Consider the following 13,256-nt stretch of genomic DNA (forward strand, 5'->3'; position numbering starts at 1 on the left):
GGTGCCGCCCCGCACAGGGGCGACGCCTGAAGCTAGATAACGCATCGCGGATGCCCGCGAAAGCAAAAGCAATTCGCGGATACCAGCGCAAAGCCCCAAACCGCAAAAAACCAAACCATCCTCGCCCCTCACCCAGCATGTCCTTGCCGATGCATCGGCTGCTGCGCCTCATCAACGTGCGGCGGATGTTTGCGGTCACGCGGCGCGGCATCGTGCCCGCTCTTCCCGGCCACCCGCGCCGGCCCCGACCTCGCACGATGCTCATCGCGATGCGGCGGCACGACCGCATGCACAGGCGGATGCCCACCGCGACGTGCCATCTCCACACGCAAATGCTCGCGCCGTCGAAACACTTCAGCACGCCGGTCGCCACGCGCATAGAAATGCCGATGACGCTTCCCATCCGGGCCCACCACCCACAAATACGTGCTGCCGCCGACAAACACCACATCGCGATCCACGACACCCGCAATATAAACATCGCTCGGCGCTGACACATAGACAGGTTGCGCAGGCGCAGGCGCACGCACGACAACGGCAGGCGGCGGTGGCGGCGGCGCCTGCACGGCGACGACAGCAGGCTGCGGCCTCGGCCGCGCGGGCGCTGCAGCGATCTGCTGCTCACTAGTCACACAACCAGCTAACGTCGCGAATGCGGCAACCGCCGCGAAAGATATGGCCAGCTTCATCGTGTTCAAACGCGACTCCCCGTTTTATGTGGTCGTTCTGATTTCGCCCGCATTAACGGCAAAGTCTTACAGAAGCTTTAGCGCGACAGGCAAATGGCCGCATGTCCGCCGCCTGTATCATCGGTCTGTGTCGATCCGCGCCACCGCGCACCAGCAAAATGCAACGCCTTCGAGGAGCACAGCGTGAACGTCAGTGAAGCCGTCACGAGCCGCAAATCCGTTCGCCAGTTTCTTTCGACGCCTGTCCCGCCAGACGCGATCCGCCGTGTGCTCGCCACCGCCGCGCGCTCGCCGTCGGGCGGCAATCTGCAGCCCTGGCATATCCACGTGGTAAGCGGCGACGCACTCGCGCGCCTCAAGCACATCATGCGCGAACGCGTCGCCGATGCGCCGGACGGCGAAGAGATGGAATACAACGTCTATCCGCCTCGCCTTCACTCGCCGTATCGCGAGCGGCGCTTTCAGGTGGGCGAAGACCTTTACCGCAGCATCGGCGTGGCGCGTGAAAACCGGCCCGCGCGCCTGGCGCAATTCGCGCGCAACTTCACTTTCTTCGATGCGCCGCTCGCCCTGTTTTGCACCGTCGACCGGCGCATGGGCCCGCCGCAATGGGCCGATCTCGGCATGTTCATGCAGACAGTCATGCTGCTGTTGCGCGAAGAAGGGCTGCATAGCTGCCCACAGGAATGCTGGGCGCAGTATCCGCGGACGATCGGCGCGTTCCTCGACCTGCCCGCCGACCGCATGCTGTTCAGCGGCATGGCGATCGGCTACGAAGATACGGATGCCGCGATCAACCAGTGGCGCTCGCAGCGCACCCCGCTGGACGAATTCGCGCAGTTCATCGGCGTCTGACTATCACAGTAGAAACCGTCACGACCCCATCGCAGGCATGAAGTTGAACGACGGTGTCGGCACGAATCGCCCCGACACTTCGCCCGAATAGACCTGGCCTTTGTCGATGGTGAGCTTGAGCACGGGCGCGCCCGGTTTCAGGTTCAGCTTGTGTAGATCGATCCAGAACGTATCGGGACGCGTCGACGAATCGAAGTAGTAAACGAGGTTCTTCTGATCGGCGACCGTGCGCCAGATCGTCGACGACAGATTCGGCTGATCCGGCGTGCTGATGCCGAGCGGCACGCTGACGGAACGCATCACGCTCATCACGCTCGCGACGGCCTGATACGCATACGAACGGTTCGGCACGCCGGCGATGTAGTTCGGATCGAGTTGCTTCGGAATCGCATCGAGCAGAAACGACGCGCGCACGAAACGGTCGGCCGCGCGGTTCGTGCCGGGCAGGAACGTCAGGCCCCCGACACCGCGCCAGTACGTGTCCAGCGCAAGCTGCTCGCTGTAGATGGGCGAGTTCGTCATGATCCTGTACGACTTGCCGTGATGGATGACCAGCTTGCCGTCCAGATACTCGAGTATCGCGGAGTCGCCGCTCGCATCGGAGAGCGACAGGTGAATGGTGAGCGGCTTGCCGTTCGGCAGCGGCGGCGCAATGATCTGAAACGGCTCCTTGCCGAACACGTCGACGGCCTCGGCGACGCTGGCGAAGTTGTCGAGCGCATATTGCGCCCACAGGCTGATCGACATCGGCGCCCGCGCGGGGTCGGGCTTGCCGTAATCCGTCTCCGCCAGATAGAGCGCGTTCGCCACCAGTCCGCGTTCGTTCATTCCGTCGACGCTGCCGATCTCATAGCCCGACACGATCACGCTGCCATACTTCGCTTTCCAGTGCGGCGAGCGCGGCCCGGCGCGCCCATCGCGCTCGATGCCCGCAGGAAACACCCACAGGTTCGACATCATGTCTTCGGACCAGTCCATCGACCGGCCGGTGATGACGAGATTGCCGTCGCCGACATAGAGCGCGCGGGTGCACGCATCGGCCGTCAGCGCGATGAAGAGCGCGGCAATGGCTCCCAGCGCCACGGAGAACTTCGCAAGCGGTGTACGCATCAGCTGTCCTTTTGGCCCGCGCCGGGCCGCTCATGTTGCCAATACGACTGCGATGACTTTCAAAGATCCGGCAACCGTATTCTGTACCGCGATCGATGAAAGCGCATGCATGAAAGCAGGCTGCCGTCGCGTTTCGCGCATTGATGCGAAAATCATGCTTTCCTGAAGCCAACACGAGAGCAACCGATGTTCGACGCCACCATCAATACCGCGCTGCCCAAGGCCGAGTTCTATCGGGAACTGGCGTCGCAGGCGCGGTCGCTGCTCGAAGGCGAATCGAATCAGATCGCCAATGCGGCCAATCTGTCGGCCCTGATCTTTCACAGCTTGCCGGAGCTCAACTGGGCGGGTTTTTATTTCGCACTCGACGGCGAGCTGGTCGTCGGCCCGTTTCAGGGCAAGCCAGCCTGCGTGCGCATTCCGATGGGCCGCGGCGTATGCGGCCGCGCAGCCGAAACGCGCGAGACCCAGGTCGTGCCGGATGTCGATGCGTTTCCGGGGCATATCGCGTGCGATTCGGCGTCGCGCTCGGAGATCGTGATTCCGCTGCAAAAGGCGAGTGGCGAACTGGTCGGCGTGCTCGATATCGACAGTCCGGTGCTGGCCCGCTTCGACGACGAAGACCGCCGCGGGCTGGAAGAAGTCGCGCGGATTTTCGTCGCATCGCTGCACTGAAAATCCGGTCACCTGGCGGTTCCGCCTCTTCCCCAGCACCAGGCGTTTGAACTAAGATCGCGGTCACATCGTCTCTTCGGGTGAAACGCGGTGGACCTCAACGACGTCCGCATCTTTGTCAGCGTCGTCCAGACTGGCAGTCTCATGAACGCGGCCAGCCGGATGGGCGTGCCGCTCGCCACCATCAGCCGGCGCATTCGCGCGCTGGAAAAAGAGCTGAACGTGCAGTTGCTGGAGCGCTCAGCGCGCGGCACCCGGCTCACCGATGCGGGCGCCCGGCTCTACCAGCACGCAAGTCTCGGCGTCGAAATTCTCAAAGACGGCGAGGAAGCCGTCGTCTCCGATCAGGCCATGCTCAAAGGCCGGCTGCGCATTTCGCTGCCGCCCGCGTTCGACATCTGGTGGGATCTGCTTCACGACTTTCAGCGCCGCTACCCTGACATCCGGCTGCATGTGTACACGACCGAGCGGCGCGTCGACCTGATCGAGGAAGGCATCGACGTGGCCTTGCGCGTCGGCGCGATTGCGCATGAAGCGATGGTTGCGCGGCGCATGCTGTCGTATCGTCATGTGCTGGTTGCAAGTCCGCAACTGATCGAGCGCTTCGGCATGCCGCACGAACCGGCGGCGCTCAGCCGCCTGCCCTGCGCGCTCTGGAACCGCGCGCCCAATGACGCCAACACATGGCAGCTAGGCAAGACGACGGTCGAACCGCATATCGTGCTGACCACCAACGACTACGCACAGCTTCGTCATCGCGCGCTGAACGGCGAGTTCGTCACCGAGATTCCGCCCTTTCTCGCCGCCGACTCAATCCGGCAAGGGCGGCTCGTTCCGCTGCTGCCCGCGTACCCGCTGCCGGATCAGCAGGTCAATCTGCTGTATCCGTCGCATCGGCATCCTTCCGCGATCGTGCGGACCTATCTCGAGTTCTGTCAGTCGCGCATCGCGTGGTTCGTCGATCAATGCGCGATCGACTGGAAATCATCGTCGCAAGACGCCTCCGCGCCGGATTCTCTCGCGCAGTCGAAATAAAAACCCCGAAGGCCTTTCGACCTTCGGGGCAGCTTCAGCGCGACCGGCAACAGCCGTCAAACGCTACGCAAAACGCATCTCACAGCGCGCGATTGGGCGTCGCACCCGCTGTGCCCGCCGATTCGAGCGCAGCCGCCACGCCTTGCCCATACGCGGGATCGGCCTTCGTGCAGTGCTCGATGTGCAGCTTCCGGATCGGCTCCGACACGCCCGCCAACGCACGCGCCGTGTTGTCGAACAGCGCCTGCTGCTGCTCCGGCGACATCAGACGGAACAGATTGCCCGGCTGCGAGAAGTAGTCGTCGTCGGTGCGATGGTTCCAGTGATCGGCGGCGCCTTCGATCGACAGCGGCGGCTCGCTGAAATCCGGCTGATCGAGCCATTCGCCGCGCGTATTCGGGTTGTACGGCGTCGCGCCGCCCATGTTGCCGTCGACCCGCATCGAGCCGTCGCGGTGATAGCTGTGCACGGGGCACCTCGGCGCGTTCACGGGAATCAGACTGTGATTCACGCCCAGGCGATAGCGTTGCGCGTCGCCGTATGAAAACAGGCGGCCTTGCAGCATCTTGTCCGGCGAGAAGCTGATGCCCGGTACCACGTTGGCGGGATTGAACGCGGACTGCTCGACATCGGCGAAATGATTGTCTGCGTTGCGGTTCAATTCCATCACGCCCACTTCGATCAGCGGGTAATCCTTCTTCGGCCAGATCTTGGTCAGATCGAACGGGTTGTACGAGGTCTTCGAAGCATCCGCTTCGGGCATCACCTGCACGTACATCGTCCACTTCGGGAATTCGTTGCGTTCGATCGATTCGTACAGGTCGCGATGCGAGCTCTCGCGGTCTGCGCCGACCAGCGCCGTGGCTTCGGCATCCGACAGGTTCTGGATGCCCTGCTGCGTGTGCAGATGGAACTTCACCCAGAAGCGTTCCTTGTCGGCGTTGATGAAGCTGAACGTATGGCTGCCGAACCCATGCATATGACGGAACGACTTCGGAATGCCGCGATCGCTCATCACGATCGTGACCTGGTGCAGCGCTTCGGGCAGTTGCGTCCAGAAGTCCCAATTGCTTTCGGCGCTGCGCAGGCCCGAGCGGGGGTCGCGTTTGATCGCGTGGTTCAGGTCCGGAAATTTCAGCGGATCGCGCAGGAAGAACACGGGCGTGTTGTTGCCGACGAGATCCCAGTTACCTTCGTCCGTATAGAACTTCACGGCGAAGCCGCGGATATCGCGCTCGGCATCGGCTGCGCCACGCTCGCCCGCTACCGTCGAGAAGCGCGCGAACAGTTCCGTCTTCTTGCCGATCTGCGAAAAGATTTTGGCGCGCGTGTACTTCGAGATGTCGTGCGTGACCGTGAACGTGCCGAACGCGCCCGAGCCCTTCGCATGCATGCGGCGCTCGGGAATCACTTCGCGGTCGAAGTGCGCGAGCTTCTCGAGGAACCATACGTCCTGCAGCAATGCCGGGCCGCGCGGCCCTGCTGTCTGGATGTTCTGATTGTCTACAACGGGTGCGCCAAAAGCGGTCGTCAGTTTGTTCACGTCTAGCCCTCCAACACTGATGGGAAGCTCCGGGGACGCGCCACCGGATCGTACTGTGGGATTTCCAGCGACTGCGGTCGCCATGGCAGATAGGCAACCGCTGTCTCGGGAGGCGAAATCGGGGACGGTCATGCCGTCGTCATGCCGGCCCGCGCGGTGCCCGGAAAGCATGGACCGGTTGCTGCGGAAGCGATCTTAGCGCCATTCGAACAAGCAGGCAGTGAAGGGGCAGACCTTGAATTGCACGACATGCGGCGCGTGCAAGATGGGCTGCCGGAAGCGATGACGGATGAGGGGAATTCCATGCGCTCCGGGTCAAAGTGCTATGAGCTTGCGAGATCCGATAAAAATTTTAAGTTAGCGCTCGCTTTATTGTCCTTGTCATATACATACCAGATTGCCGGACCATGACAGATAACTAACCAAGAAAACGCCGAACGACATTCGATGTCCACCGCATTCGCCCACACAGTCGAAGCAAGCTTCGCGACGCTTACGCCCACGGCCAAGCGCATCGCCAGCTACATGCTGGCGAACCTCGAACGCCTCGGCCTCGAAACGGCGGACCAGATTGCGCAGCAGACGGGCACGAGCGGGATCTCGGTGGGGCGATTTCTGCGCAGCGTCGGCTATCGCAATCTCGACGACCTGAAGCGCGAGTTGCGCGGCGCGCAATCGCGCCCGTGGTTCATCACCGACCGGCTCGACGCTTACCGCAGCGAGCGCGACGACATTAACGACAACGGCGCGAACGGCAACGCTGCAGGCGACGCGGGCGATCCCTCCGCGCGCTCGCTCGATCTCGAACTCGACGCCATCCGCTACGTGTATCAACTGGCGCAAGGCGAGATTTTCGCCCGCATCGCGCAGCGCATTGCCGAGGCGGATGCTGTATTCATCCTCGGCATTCAATCGACGCGCGGTATTTCCAACGCGTTCTACAGCTACCTGGAGTACCTGCGTCCGCGCGTGTTCTATTCCGACGGCATGTCCGGCTCGTATGTCGATTCGCTCAATTCGGAGTTCGCGTCGCCGTATCTGATCGTCACCGACACGCGCGCCTATTCGCGCATCGCGCGACGCTATTGCGAAGCGGCGACGCGGCGCGAATTGCCGTTTGCACTCGTCACCGATCTCTATTGCCCGTGGGCGCGCGAGTTTCCCTGCGACCTGATTCAGGTGAAGACGGACGTTGGCCAGTTCTGGGATTCGCTTGCGCCGCTTACGTGCCTGTTCAATCTGTTATTGACGTCGATTGTCGAACGACTGGGTCCGGCTATCGATCAACGGGTTGCGCGCAACCGCGAGTTGCAGCGCGAACTCGATCAATTCGACCTCTGATTCTCATGACCGATACCCCACAACTGATTCACATCACGCCCGAAACGCATGGCGTCGAACTCGACCTCGCCTACGCCACCGCCGATAACTTCACCGGCAAGCCGATCTACAAGGAAGCGCACTGCCTGTTGCTCGCGCCCGCCGAAGCCGGCTTGCGCAAGGCGGTCGAACTCGCGGCCAGCATCGGCATGAAGCTGCGTATCTTCGATGCGTACCGCCCGCCGCAAGCGCAACAGGTCCTGTGGGACTTCTTGCCCGATCCGACCTATATCGCGGAGCTCGGGCGCGGCTCGAATCATAGCCGCGGCACGGCGCTCGATCTGACCTTGATCGACAGCCACGGCGAAGCGCTCGATATGGGCACGGGCTTCGACGCAATGGTCAAGGAATCCGAGCATTTTCACAACGGACTGCCGCAGCATGTGCAGCGCAACCGCCTGCTGCTGCTCGGCATCATGCACGCGGCCGGCTTCACGCATATTGCCAGCGAGTGGTGGCACTACGAACTACCCGGTTCGCGCGCGCTGCCCATTATCGACAACAGCGAAAGCGGCCCGTTGAAACTGATGTAATCCACGCTTTTTCCAGCCTTCCCACGCATGTTCCCTCTCGATACGGAGCGAGTATGAATCTGGTTCTGCGCAATGCGCTAGCGGCAGTGGCCGTTGTCTCGGCCCTGACGCTTACGATGACGACAACAAGCACCGCATTGGCGGCCACCCCGAAAGACATGCTGGTGATCGCCACCACGCTCGACGAATTCTCGACGCTCGACCCGGGCGAAGTGTACGAGCTCGTGCCCGAGGAATATGTCGCCAACACGTACGATCGACTCGTGCGCGTCGATCTGAAAGACCCGTCGAAATTCAACGGCGACGTCGCGCAGTCGTGGACGGTCAGCCCGGACGGACTGACGTTCACGTTCAAGATTCGCCCGGATCTCAAGTTCCATTCAGGCAACCCGCTCACAGCCGACGACGTCGCATGGTCGATCCAGCGCTGCGTGCTGCTCGACAAGGGTGCGGCTGCCGTGCTGCAAGGCATCGGCCTGACGAAGGACAACGCGCTGCAAAACGTCAAGAAGATCGACGATTCGACCGTCAGCATTACGACTGACCAGAAGTACGCGCCCACCTTCGTGCTCAACGTGCTTGGCGCGTGGCCCGCATCTGTGCTCGACAAGAAGCTGCTGCTGTCGCACCAGAAGGGCAATGATTTCGGCAACGAATGGCTGCGCACGAACGAAGCCGGGTCCGGTGCATACAAGCTCGTCAAATGGACGGCAAACGACAGCATCATCCTGCAGAAGTACGACGGCTACCGCATGCCGCTGGCAATGAAGCGCATCGTGATGCGCCACGTGCCGGAAGCGTCGAGTCAGCGCCTGCTGCTCGAAAACGGCGACGCGGATGTCGCGCGCAATCTCAGCCCCGACGATCTCGCCACGCTCACCAAGGGCAACAAGGTGACGGTGACGTCCGTGCCGCAGGCCACGCTGCTCTACCTCGGCCTGAACGTGAAGAACCCGAATCTCGCAAAGCCGGAAGTGCAGGAAGCCATGAAATGGCTGATCGACTACGACGGCATCCAGAAGAACGTGACGAAGAACACCTTCAAGGTTCATCAGACGTTCCTGCCGGAAGGCTTTCTCGGTGCGCTGAACAGCAACCCGTATCATCAGGACGTGGCCAAAGCAAAGGCGTTGCTTGCGAAAGCCGGCTTGCCGAATGGCTTCAACGTGACCATGGACGTACGCAGCGCGTATCCGTACAACGAAATTGCGCAGGCCGTGCAGGCCAATCTCGCGCAAGGCGGCATCAAGGTCGAGATCATTCCGGGCGACAACAAGCAGACGCTCGCGAAGTACCGTGCGCGCCAGCACGATATCTATATCGGCGAATGGTCGGCGGACTACATCGATCCGCACAGCAATGCGCAAGGCTACGCGTGGAATCCCGATAACTCCGACAAGTCTTCGTACAAGATGCTTGCGTGGCGTAATTCGTGGGACATTCCCGATCTGACGAAAGAAACCAACGCGGCACTCGCCGAATCGTCGCCGGGCAAACGCGCACAGCTCTATCAAACGATGCAGAAGGAAATGCTCGCGAAGTCGCCGTTCGTCATCATGTTCCAGCAGGTCTCGCAGGTGGCGATGCGTCCGGGCGTGTCGGGACTCGAGGTCGGCCCGATCAACGATCTCGTGTCATATCTGCACGTGAAGAAGCAATAGGCGCACGGCGGATATGTCGACACCGATCACTCCCATCGACCAGATCCGCGCTGCGTCCGCGCGCAGCGCGGGCTTGCGCTGGACGTTGCGCGTGCTGCGCTGGGTGCTCACGCTCGCGATCACGTTCACGGGCCTGCTGGCCGTGACCTTCGTGATCGGCCGCAAGGTGCCGATCGATCCCGTGCTCGCCATACTCGGCGACCGCGCGTCGGCGAGCGCCTACGCGGCTGCGCGCATCCAGCTCGGTCTCGACAAGCCGCTCGCCGAGCAGTTCTTTATTTATGTGAGCGCGGTGCTGCACGGCGATCTCGGCGTATCGCTACTGACTGCGAACCCCGTGATCGACGACATCAAGCGCGTGTTCCCCGCGACGCTCGAACTCGCGACACTGTCGACGATCATCGGCGTGCTGGTCGGCGTGCCACTCGGCGTGATTGCGGCCGTCCGGCACAACCGCTGGATCGACCACGTGGCGCGTTTCATCGGCTTGATCGGCAGTTCGGTGCCGGTGTTCTGGCTCGGCCTGATGGGACTGCTGCTGTTCTACGCAAAACTGCATTGGGTATCGGGACCGGGCAGGCTCGACCCGGTATTCGACGGCATGGTCGATCCGCGCACGGGCAGCCTGCTGATCGACTCGCTGATGGCGGGCGAATGGGATGTGTTCTTCAATGCGCTGTCGCACATCGCATTGCCCGCCGCGATACTCGGCTATTACTCGGTCGCGTATCTGAGCCGGATGACGCGCTCGTTCATGCTCGACCAGCTGAATCAGGAGTACATCACCACGGCGCGCGCCAAAGGCCTGTCCGAGCGGCGCGTGGTGTGGGTGCATGCGTTCGGCAATATCGCGGTGCCGCTGCTCACGGTCATCGCGCTCTCGTACAGCTTCTTGCTCGAAGGTTCGGTGTTGACGGAAATCGTCTTCGCGTGGCCGGGCATCGGCTCGTATCTGACGGGTGCGTTGCTCAACGCCGACATGAATGCCGTGCTTGGCAGCACGCTCGTGATCGGCATCACCTTCATCGCGTTGAATCTGCTGACCGACGCGCTCTATCGCGTGTTCGATCCGCGCGCCCGCTGATGCAACGGAGACTATCGACGTGCGACCTCCTGTTGACCGCTCTACATCGGACTGGCCGATGAATACGCCCCGTCCGACCTTGAAGGAATGGCTGCTGACCGACACGCCCGCATCGCGCCGGCAGGCGGCGCTCGGCCTCGCATACCGGCGCTGGCGGCGCTTCAGGGGCAATCCGCTGTCGGTGTTCGGCTTTTCGATTCTCGTGCTGCTGGTGATCGTCGCGATCATCGGGCCGTGGATCGCGCCGCACGACCCGCTCAGGCAGGTGTTGTCCGACCGGCTGTTGCCGCCCGGCTCGGCGTCTCACTGGCTCGGCACCGATCAGCTCGGCCGCGATATTCTTTCGCGCATCATTTACGGGTCGCGCCTGACGCTCTCCATAGCGATCCTCGTCGTCGTGGTCGTCGTGCCCATCGGACTTCTGATCGGCACGACGGCGGGCTTTTTCGGCGGCTGGGTCGACAACGTACTGATGCGCGTGACCGACATCGCACTCGCCTTTCCGAAGATCGTGCTTGCGCTCGCGTTCGCGGCGGCTTTGGGGCCGGGTGTGTTCAATGCGGTGATCGCCATTTCGATCACCGCGTGGCCCGCGTATGCGCGCCTCGCGCGCGCCGAGACATTGCGGCTCGTACAGACCGACTTCATTCACGTTGCGCGGCTGCAAGGCGCGTCTAATCTGCGCATTTTGCTGCGCTATATCGTGCCGCTCTGCTCGTCGTCGGTGATCGTGCGCGCGACGCTCGACATGGCGGGCATTATTCTGACCGTCGCGGGCCTGGGCTTTCTCGGACTCGGCGCGCAACCGCCGAGTCCCGAATGGGGCTTCATGGTCGCTTCGGGCCGCAACGTGCTGCTCGATTCGTGGTGGGTCGCCACCATTCCAGGCTTTGCGATTCTGCTCGTGAGCCTCGCGTTCAATCTGCTAGGCGACGGATTGCGCGACGTTTTCGATCCGCGCCATGGAGACTGACATGAGCACGCACGACACGACGCGCGCATTGTGCGAAATCGACGATCTGCGCATTGCGTTCCGCGCTCACGACGGCACGATGAACGAAGCGGTGCGCGGCCTTTCGTTGACGCTGAACAAGGGCGAGCGGCTCGGCATTGTCGGCGAATCTGGCTCGGGTAAATCATTGACGGGTCGCGCACTGCTGGGATTATTGCCGCCCGCCGCGCATTGCACGGCGAAGACGATGCGCTTCGACGGAAGCGATCTGCTCGACATGCGTGCTGATCAGCGCCGGAAGCTGTGTGGTCAGCAGATGGGCATGATCCTGCAAGATCCGAAATACTCGCTGAACCCGGTGATGACCGTGGCGCAGCAGATGCGCGAAGCGTTTGCGCTGCACGAGCCAAAGCTTGGCCGGCGCGCGATGCGCGAGAAGATCATCGCCGCGCTCGAAGCCGTGCATATCCGCAACCCGGAGCGCGTGGTGGATTCGTATCCTCATGAACTTTCGGGCGGCATGGGGCAGCGTGTGATGATCGCGATGATGGTATCAACGGGGCCGCGCCTGTTGATCGCCGACGAACCGACCAGTGCGCTCGACGTGCTCGTATCGATGCAGGTACTCGCCGTACTCGACGAGATGATCGCGAAACATGATACTGGCCTCATCTTCATCAGCCACGATCTGCCGCTTGTGATGTCGTTCTGCGACCGCGTCGTGGTGATGTACGCGGGGCGCGTCGTCGAGACCTGCGCGGCGCGCGATCTCGTTCATGCGCAACATCCTTATACGCGTGGCTTGTTGGCTGCGAACCCGCCGCTTGCCAATCCGCCTGACGAGTTGCCGGTTCTCTCGCGCGATCCCGCCTGGCTCAACGATGTGCAAGGAGCATCCGCATGATCGACGTCGATGCGGTGACCGTTCGGTTCAAGACGGCTGCAGGCGCCGTCGATGCGGTGCGCAATGCCAGCTTTCATGTTGCGCAGGGCGAAGTGTTCGGTCTTGTTGGCGAGTCAGGTTCCGGCAAGTCGACGATCTTGCGAGCATTGAGTGGGCTTACGCCGATTGCGCAAGGCACGATGCGTATTGCACAGCACGAACAAGCGGCGCGAAAGCGCGATGTGCAGATGGTGTTTCAGGACCCGTATGGGTCGCTGCATCCGCGCTTCACCGTCGATCAGACATTGCGCGAGCCGTTGCGTATCAGTGGAATTGATCGGCATGAAGAGCGGATCGTCAATGCGCTGCGTGAAGTGGGATTGAATGCGTCGTTTCGGTTTCGCTATCCGCATCAGTTGTCGGGTGGGCAAAGGCAACGGGTTGCGATTGCGCGCGCGTTGATTGTTGAGCCGCGTGTGCTGTTGCTCGATGAGCCGACCTCGGCGCTTGATGTCTCCGTGCAGGCCGAGATATTGAACCTGCTTAAGCGCCTGCATCAGGAGCGCAATCTGACGATGATTCTTGTTAGTCATAATCTCGCGGTGGTCGGGTTTTTGTGTTCGCGGGTCGCGATTATGCGTAATGGTGAGATTGTTGAGGAACTCGATATTGGGCGCGTTCGCGCGCAGCAGGTTGAGAGTGAGTATTCACGCAGCCTCCTGCTCGCGACGGGGGGGTATCGGCGCAAGGCCGTGGAGGTGATTGGGGTTGATGCTTCTTTGTGAGTGAGTTGCTGTTTTGGGTTTTGGGTTTTGGGTTTTGGGTTTTGGGTTTTGGGTTTTGGGTTTTGGGTTTT

General features: G+C 61.8%; 13 protein-coding genes. 11 read left to right on the top strand and 2 right to left on the bottom strand.

Going from position 1 to position 13,256, the window contains the following annotated elements:
* The coding region (locus tag KFO72_RS38845) for a hypothetical protein (RefSeq protein WP_225034298.1) at positions 1-494 on the top strand (494 nt) is incomplete at its 5' end.
* Between the two features lie 378 nt (positions 495-872).
* The gene (locus tag KFO72_RS38850; RefSeq protein ID WP_225034299.1) at positions 873-1,544 is read left to right on the top strand and encodes a nitroreductase; all 672 of its coding nucleotides are present in this window, start codon (positions 873-875) and stop codon (positions 1,542-1,544) included.
* A gap of 18 nt (positions 1,545-1,562) precedes the next feature.
* Here KFO72_RS38850 and KFO72_RS38855 read toward each other — a convergent pair whose 3' ends face one another.
* Positions 1,563-2,654, bottom strand: coding sequence for a linear amide C-N hydrolase (locus tag KFO72_RS38855; protein ID WP_060604229.1), 1,092 nt, complete (start codon positions 2,652-2,654; stop codon positions 1,563-1,565).
* 186 nt (positions 2,655-2,840) lie between these two features.
* Between KFO72_RS38855 and KFO72_RS38860 the strand changes: the two genes are divergently transcribed.
* Entirely contained in the window at positions 2,841-3,329 is a 489-nt protein-coding gene (locus KFO72_RS38860; RefSeq protein ID WP_054933014.1) for a GAF domain-containing protein, read from the top strand.
* Positions 3,330-3,419: 90 nt separating this feature from the next.
* Positions 3,420-4,364, top strand: coding sequence for a LysR family transcriptional regulator (locus KFO72_RS38865; protein WP_054933015.1), 945 nt, complete (start codon positions 3,420-3,422; stop codon positions 4,362-4,364).
* Positions 4,365-4,443: 79 nt separating this feature from the next.
* Here the strand turns inward: KFO72_RS38865 and KFO72_RS38870 are convergent, their stop codons facing one another.
* Positions 4,444-5,907, bottom strand: a complete 1,464-nt coding sequence (locus KFO72_RS38870; RefSeq protein WP_060604235.1) for a catalase — start codon at positions 5,905-5,907, stop codon at positions 4,444-4,446.
* A gap of 447 nt (positions 5,908-6,354) precedes the next feature.
* On the opposite strand from KFO72_RS38870, the gene sapR reads away from it, so the two are divergent.
* The 7 genes from sapR to KFO72_RS38905 are packed head-to-tail and all read left to right on the top strand — an operon-like array spanning position 6,355 to position 13,185.
* The gene (gene sapR, locus KFO72_RS38875; protein WP_054933017.1) at positions 6,355-7,248 is read left to right on the top strand and encodes a sap1 transcriptional regulator SapR; all 894 of its coding nucleotides are present in this window, start codon (positions 6,355-6,357) and stop codon (positions 7,246-7,248) included.
* Between the two features lie 5 nt (positions 7,249-7,253).
* Positions 7,254-7,820 carry a D-alanyl-D-alanine dipeptidase gene (gene ddpX / locus KFO72_RS38880; RefSeq protein WP_224102076.1) on the top strand — a complete coding sequence of 189 codons (567 nt, stop codon included), beginning with the start codon at positions 7,254-7,256 and terminating at the stop codon, positions 7,818-7,820.
* 53 nt (positions 7,821-7,873) lie between these two features.
* Positions 7,874-9,481, top strand: coding sequence for an ABC transporter substrate-binding protein (locus KFO72_RS38885; RefSeq protein WP_054933019.1), 1,608 nt, complete (start codon positions 7,874-7,876; stop codon positions 9,479-9,481).
* Between the two features lie 13 nt (positions 9,482-9,494).
* On the top strand, positions 9,495-10,565 hold the full coding sequence (locus tag KFO72_RS38890; RefSeq protein ID WP_062916069.1) for an ABC transporter permease: 1,071 nt from the start codon (positions 9,495-9,497) through the stop codon (positions 10,563-10,565).
* 58 nt (positions 10,566-10,623) lie between these two features.
* Positions 10,624-11,538: a nickel transporter permease gene (gene nikC, locus KFO72_RS38895; protein ID WP_054933021.1), complete on the top strand. Its 915-nt coding sequence runs from the start codon at positions 10,624-10,626 to the stop codon at positions 11,536-11,538.
* A gap of 1 nt (position 11,539) precedes the next feature.
* Complete coding sequence (locus KFO72_RS38900; RefSeq protein ID WP_060604244.1) at positions 11,540-12,421, top strand: ABC transporter ATP-binding protein; 882 nt, start codon at positions 11,540-11,542, stop codon at positions 12,419-12,421.
* Positions 12,418-13,185, top strand: a complete 768-nt coding sequence (locus tag KFO72_RS38905; protein ID WP_060604247.1) for an ABC transporter ATP-binding protein — start codon at positions 12,418-12,420, stop codon at positions 13,183-13,185. The genes KFO72_RS38900 and KFO72_RS38905 overlap by 4 nt, the downstream gene beginning before the upstream one ends.
* Positions 13,186-13,256 lie beyond the last annotated feature (71 nt).

Source organism: Paraburkholderia sp. XV (assembly GCF_020177535.1).
Taxonomy (GTDB): domain Bacteria; phylum Pseudomonadota; class Gammaproteobacteria; order Burkholderiales; family Burkholderiaceae; genus Paraburkholderia; species Paraburkholderia caribensis.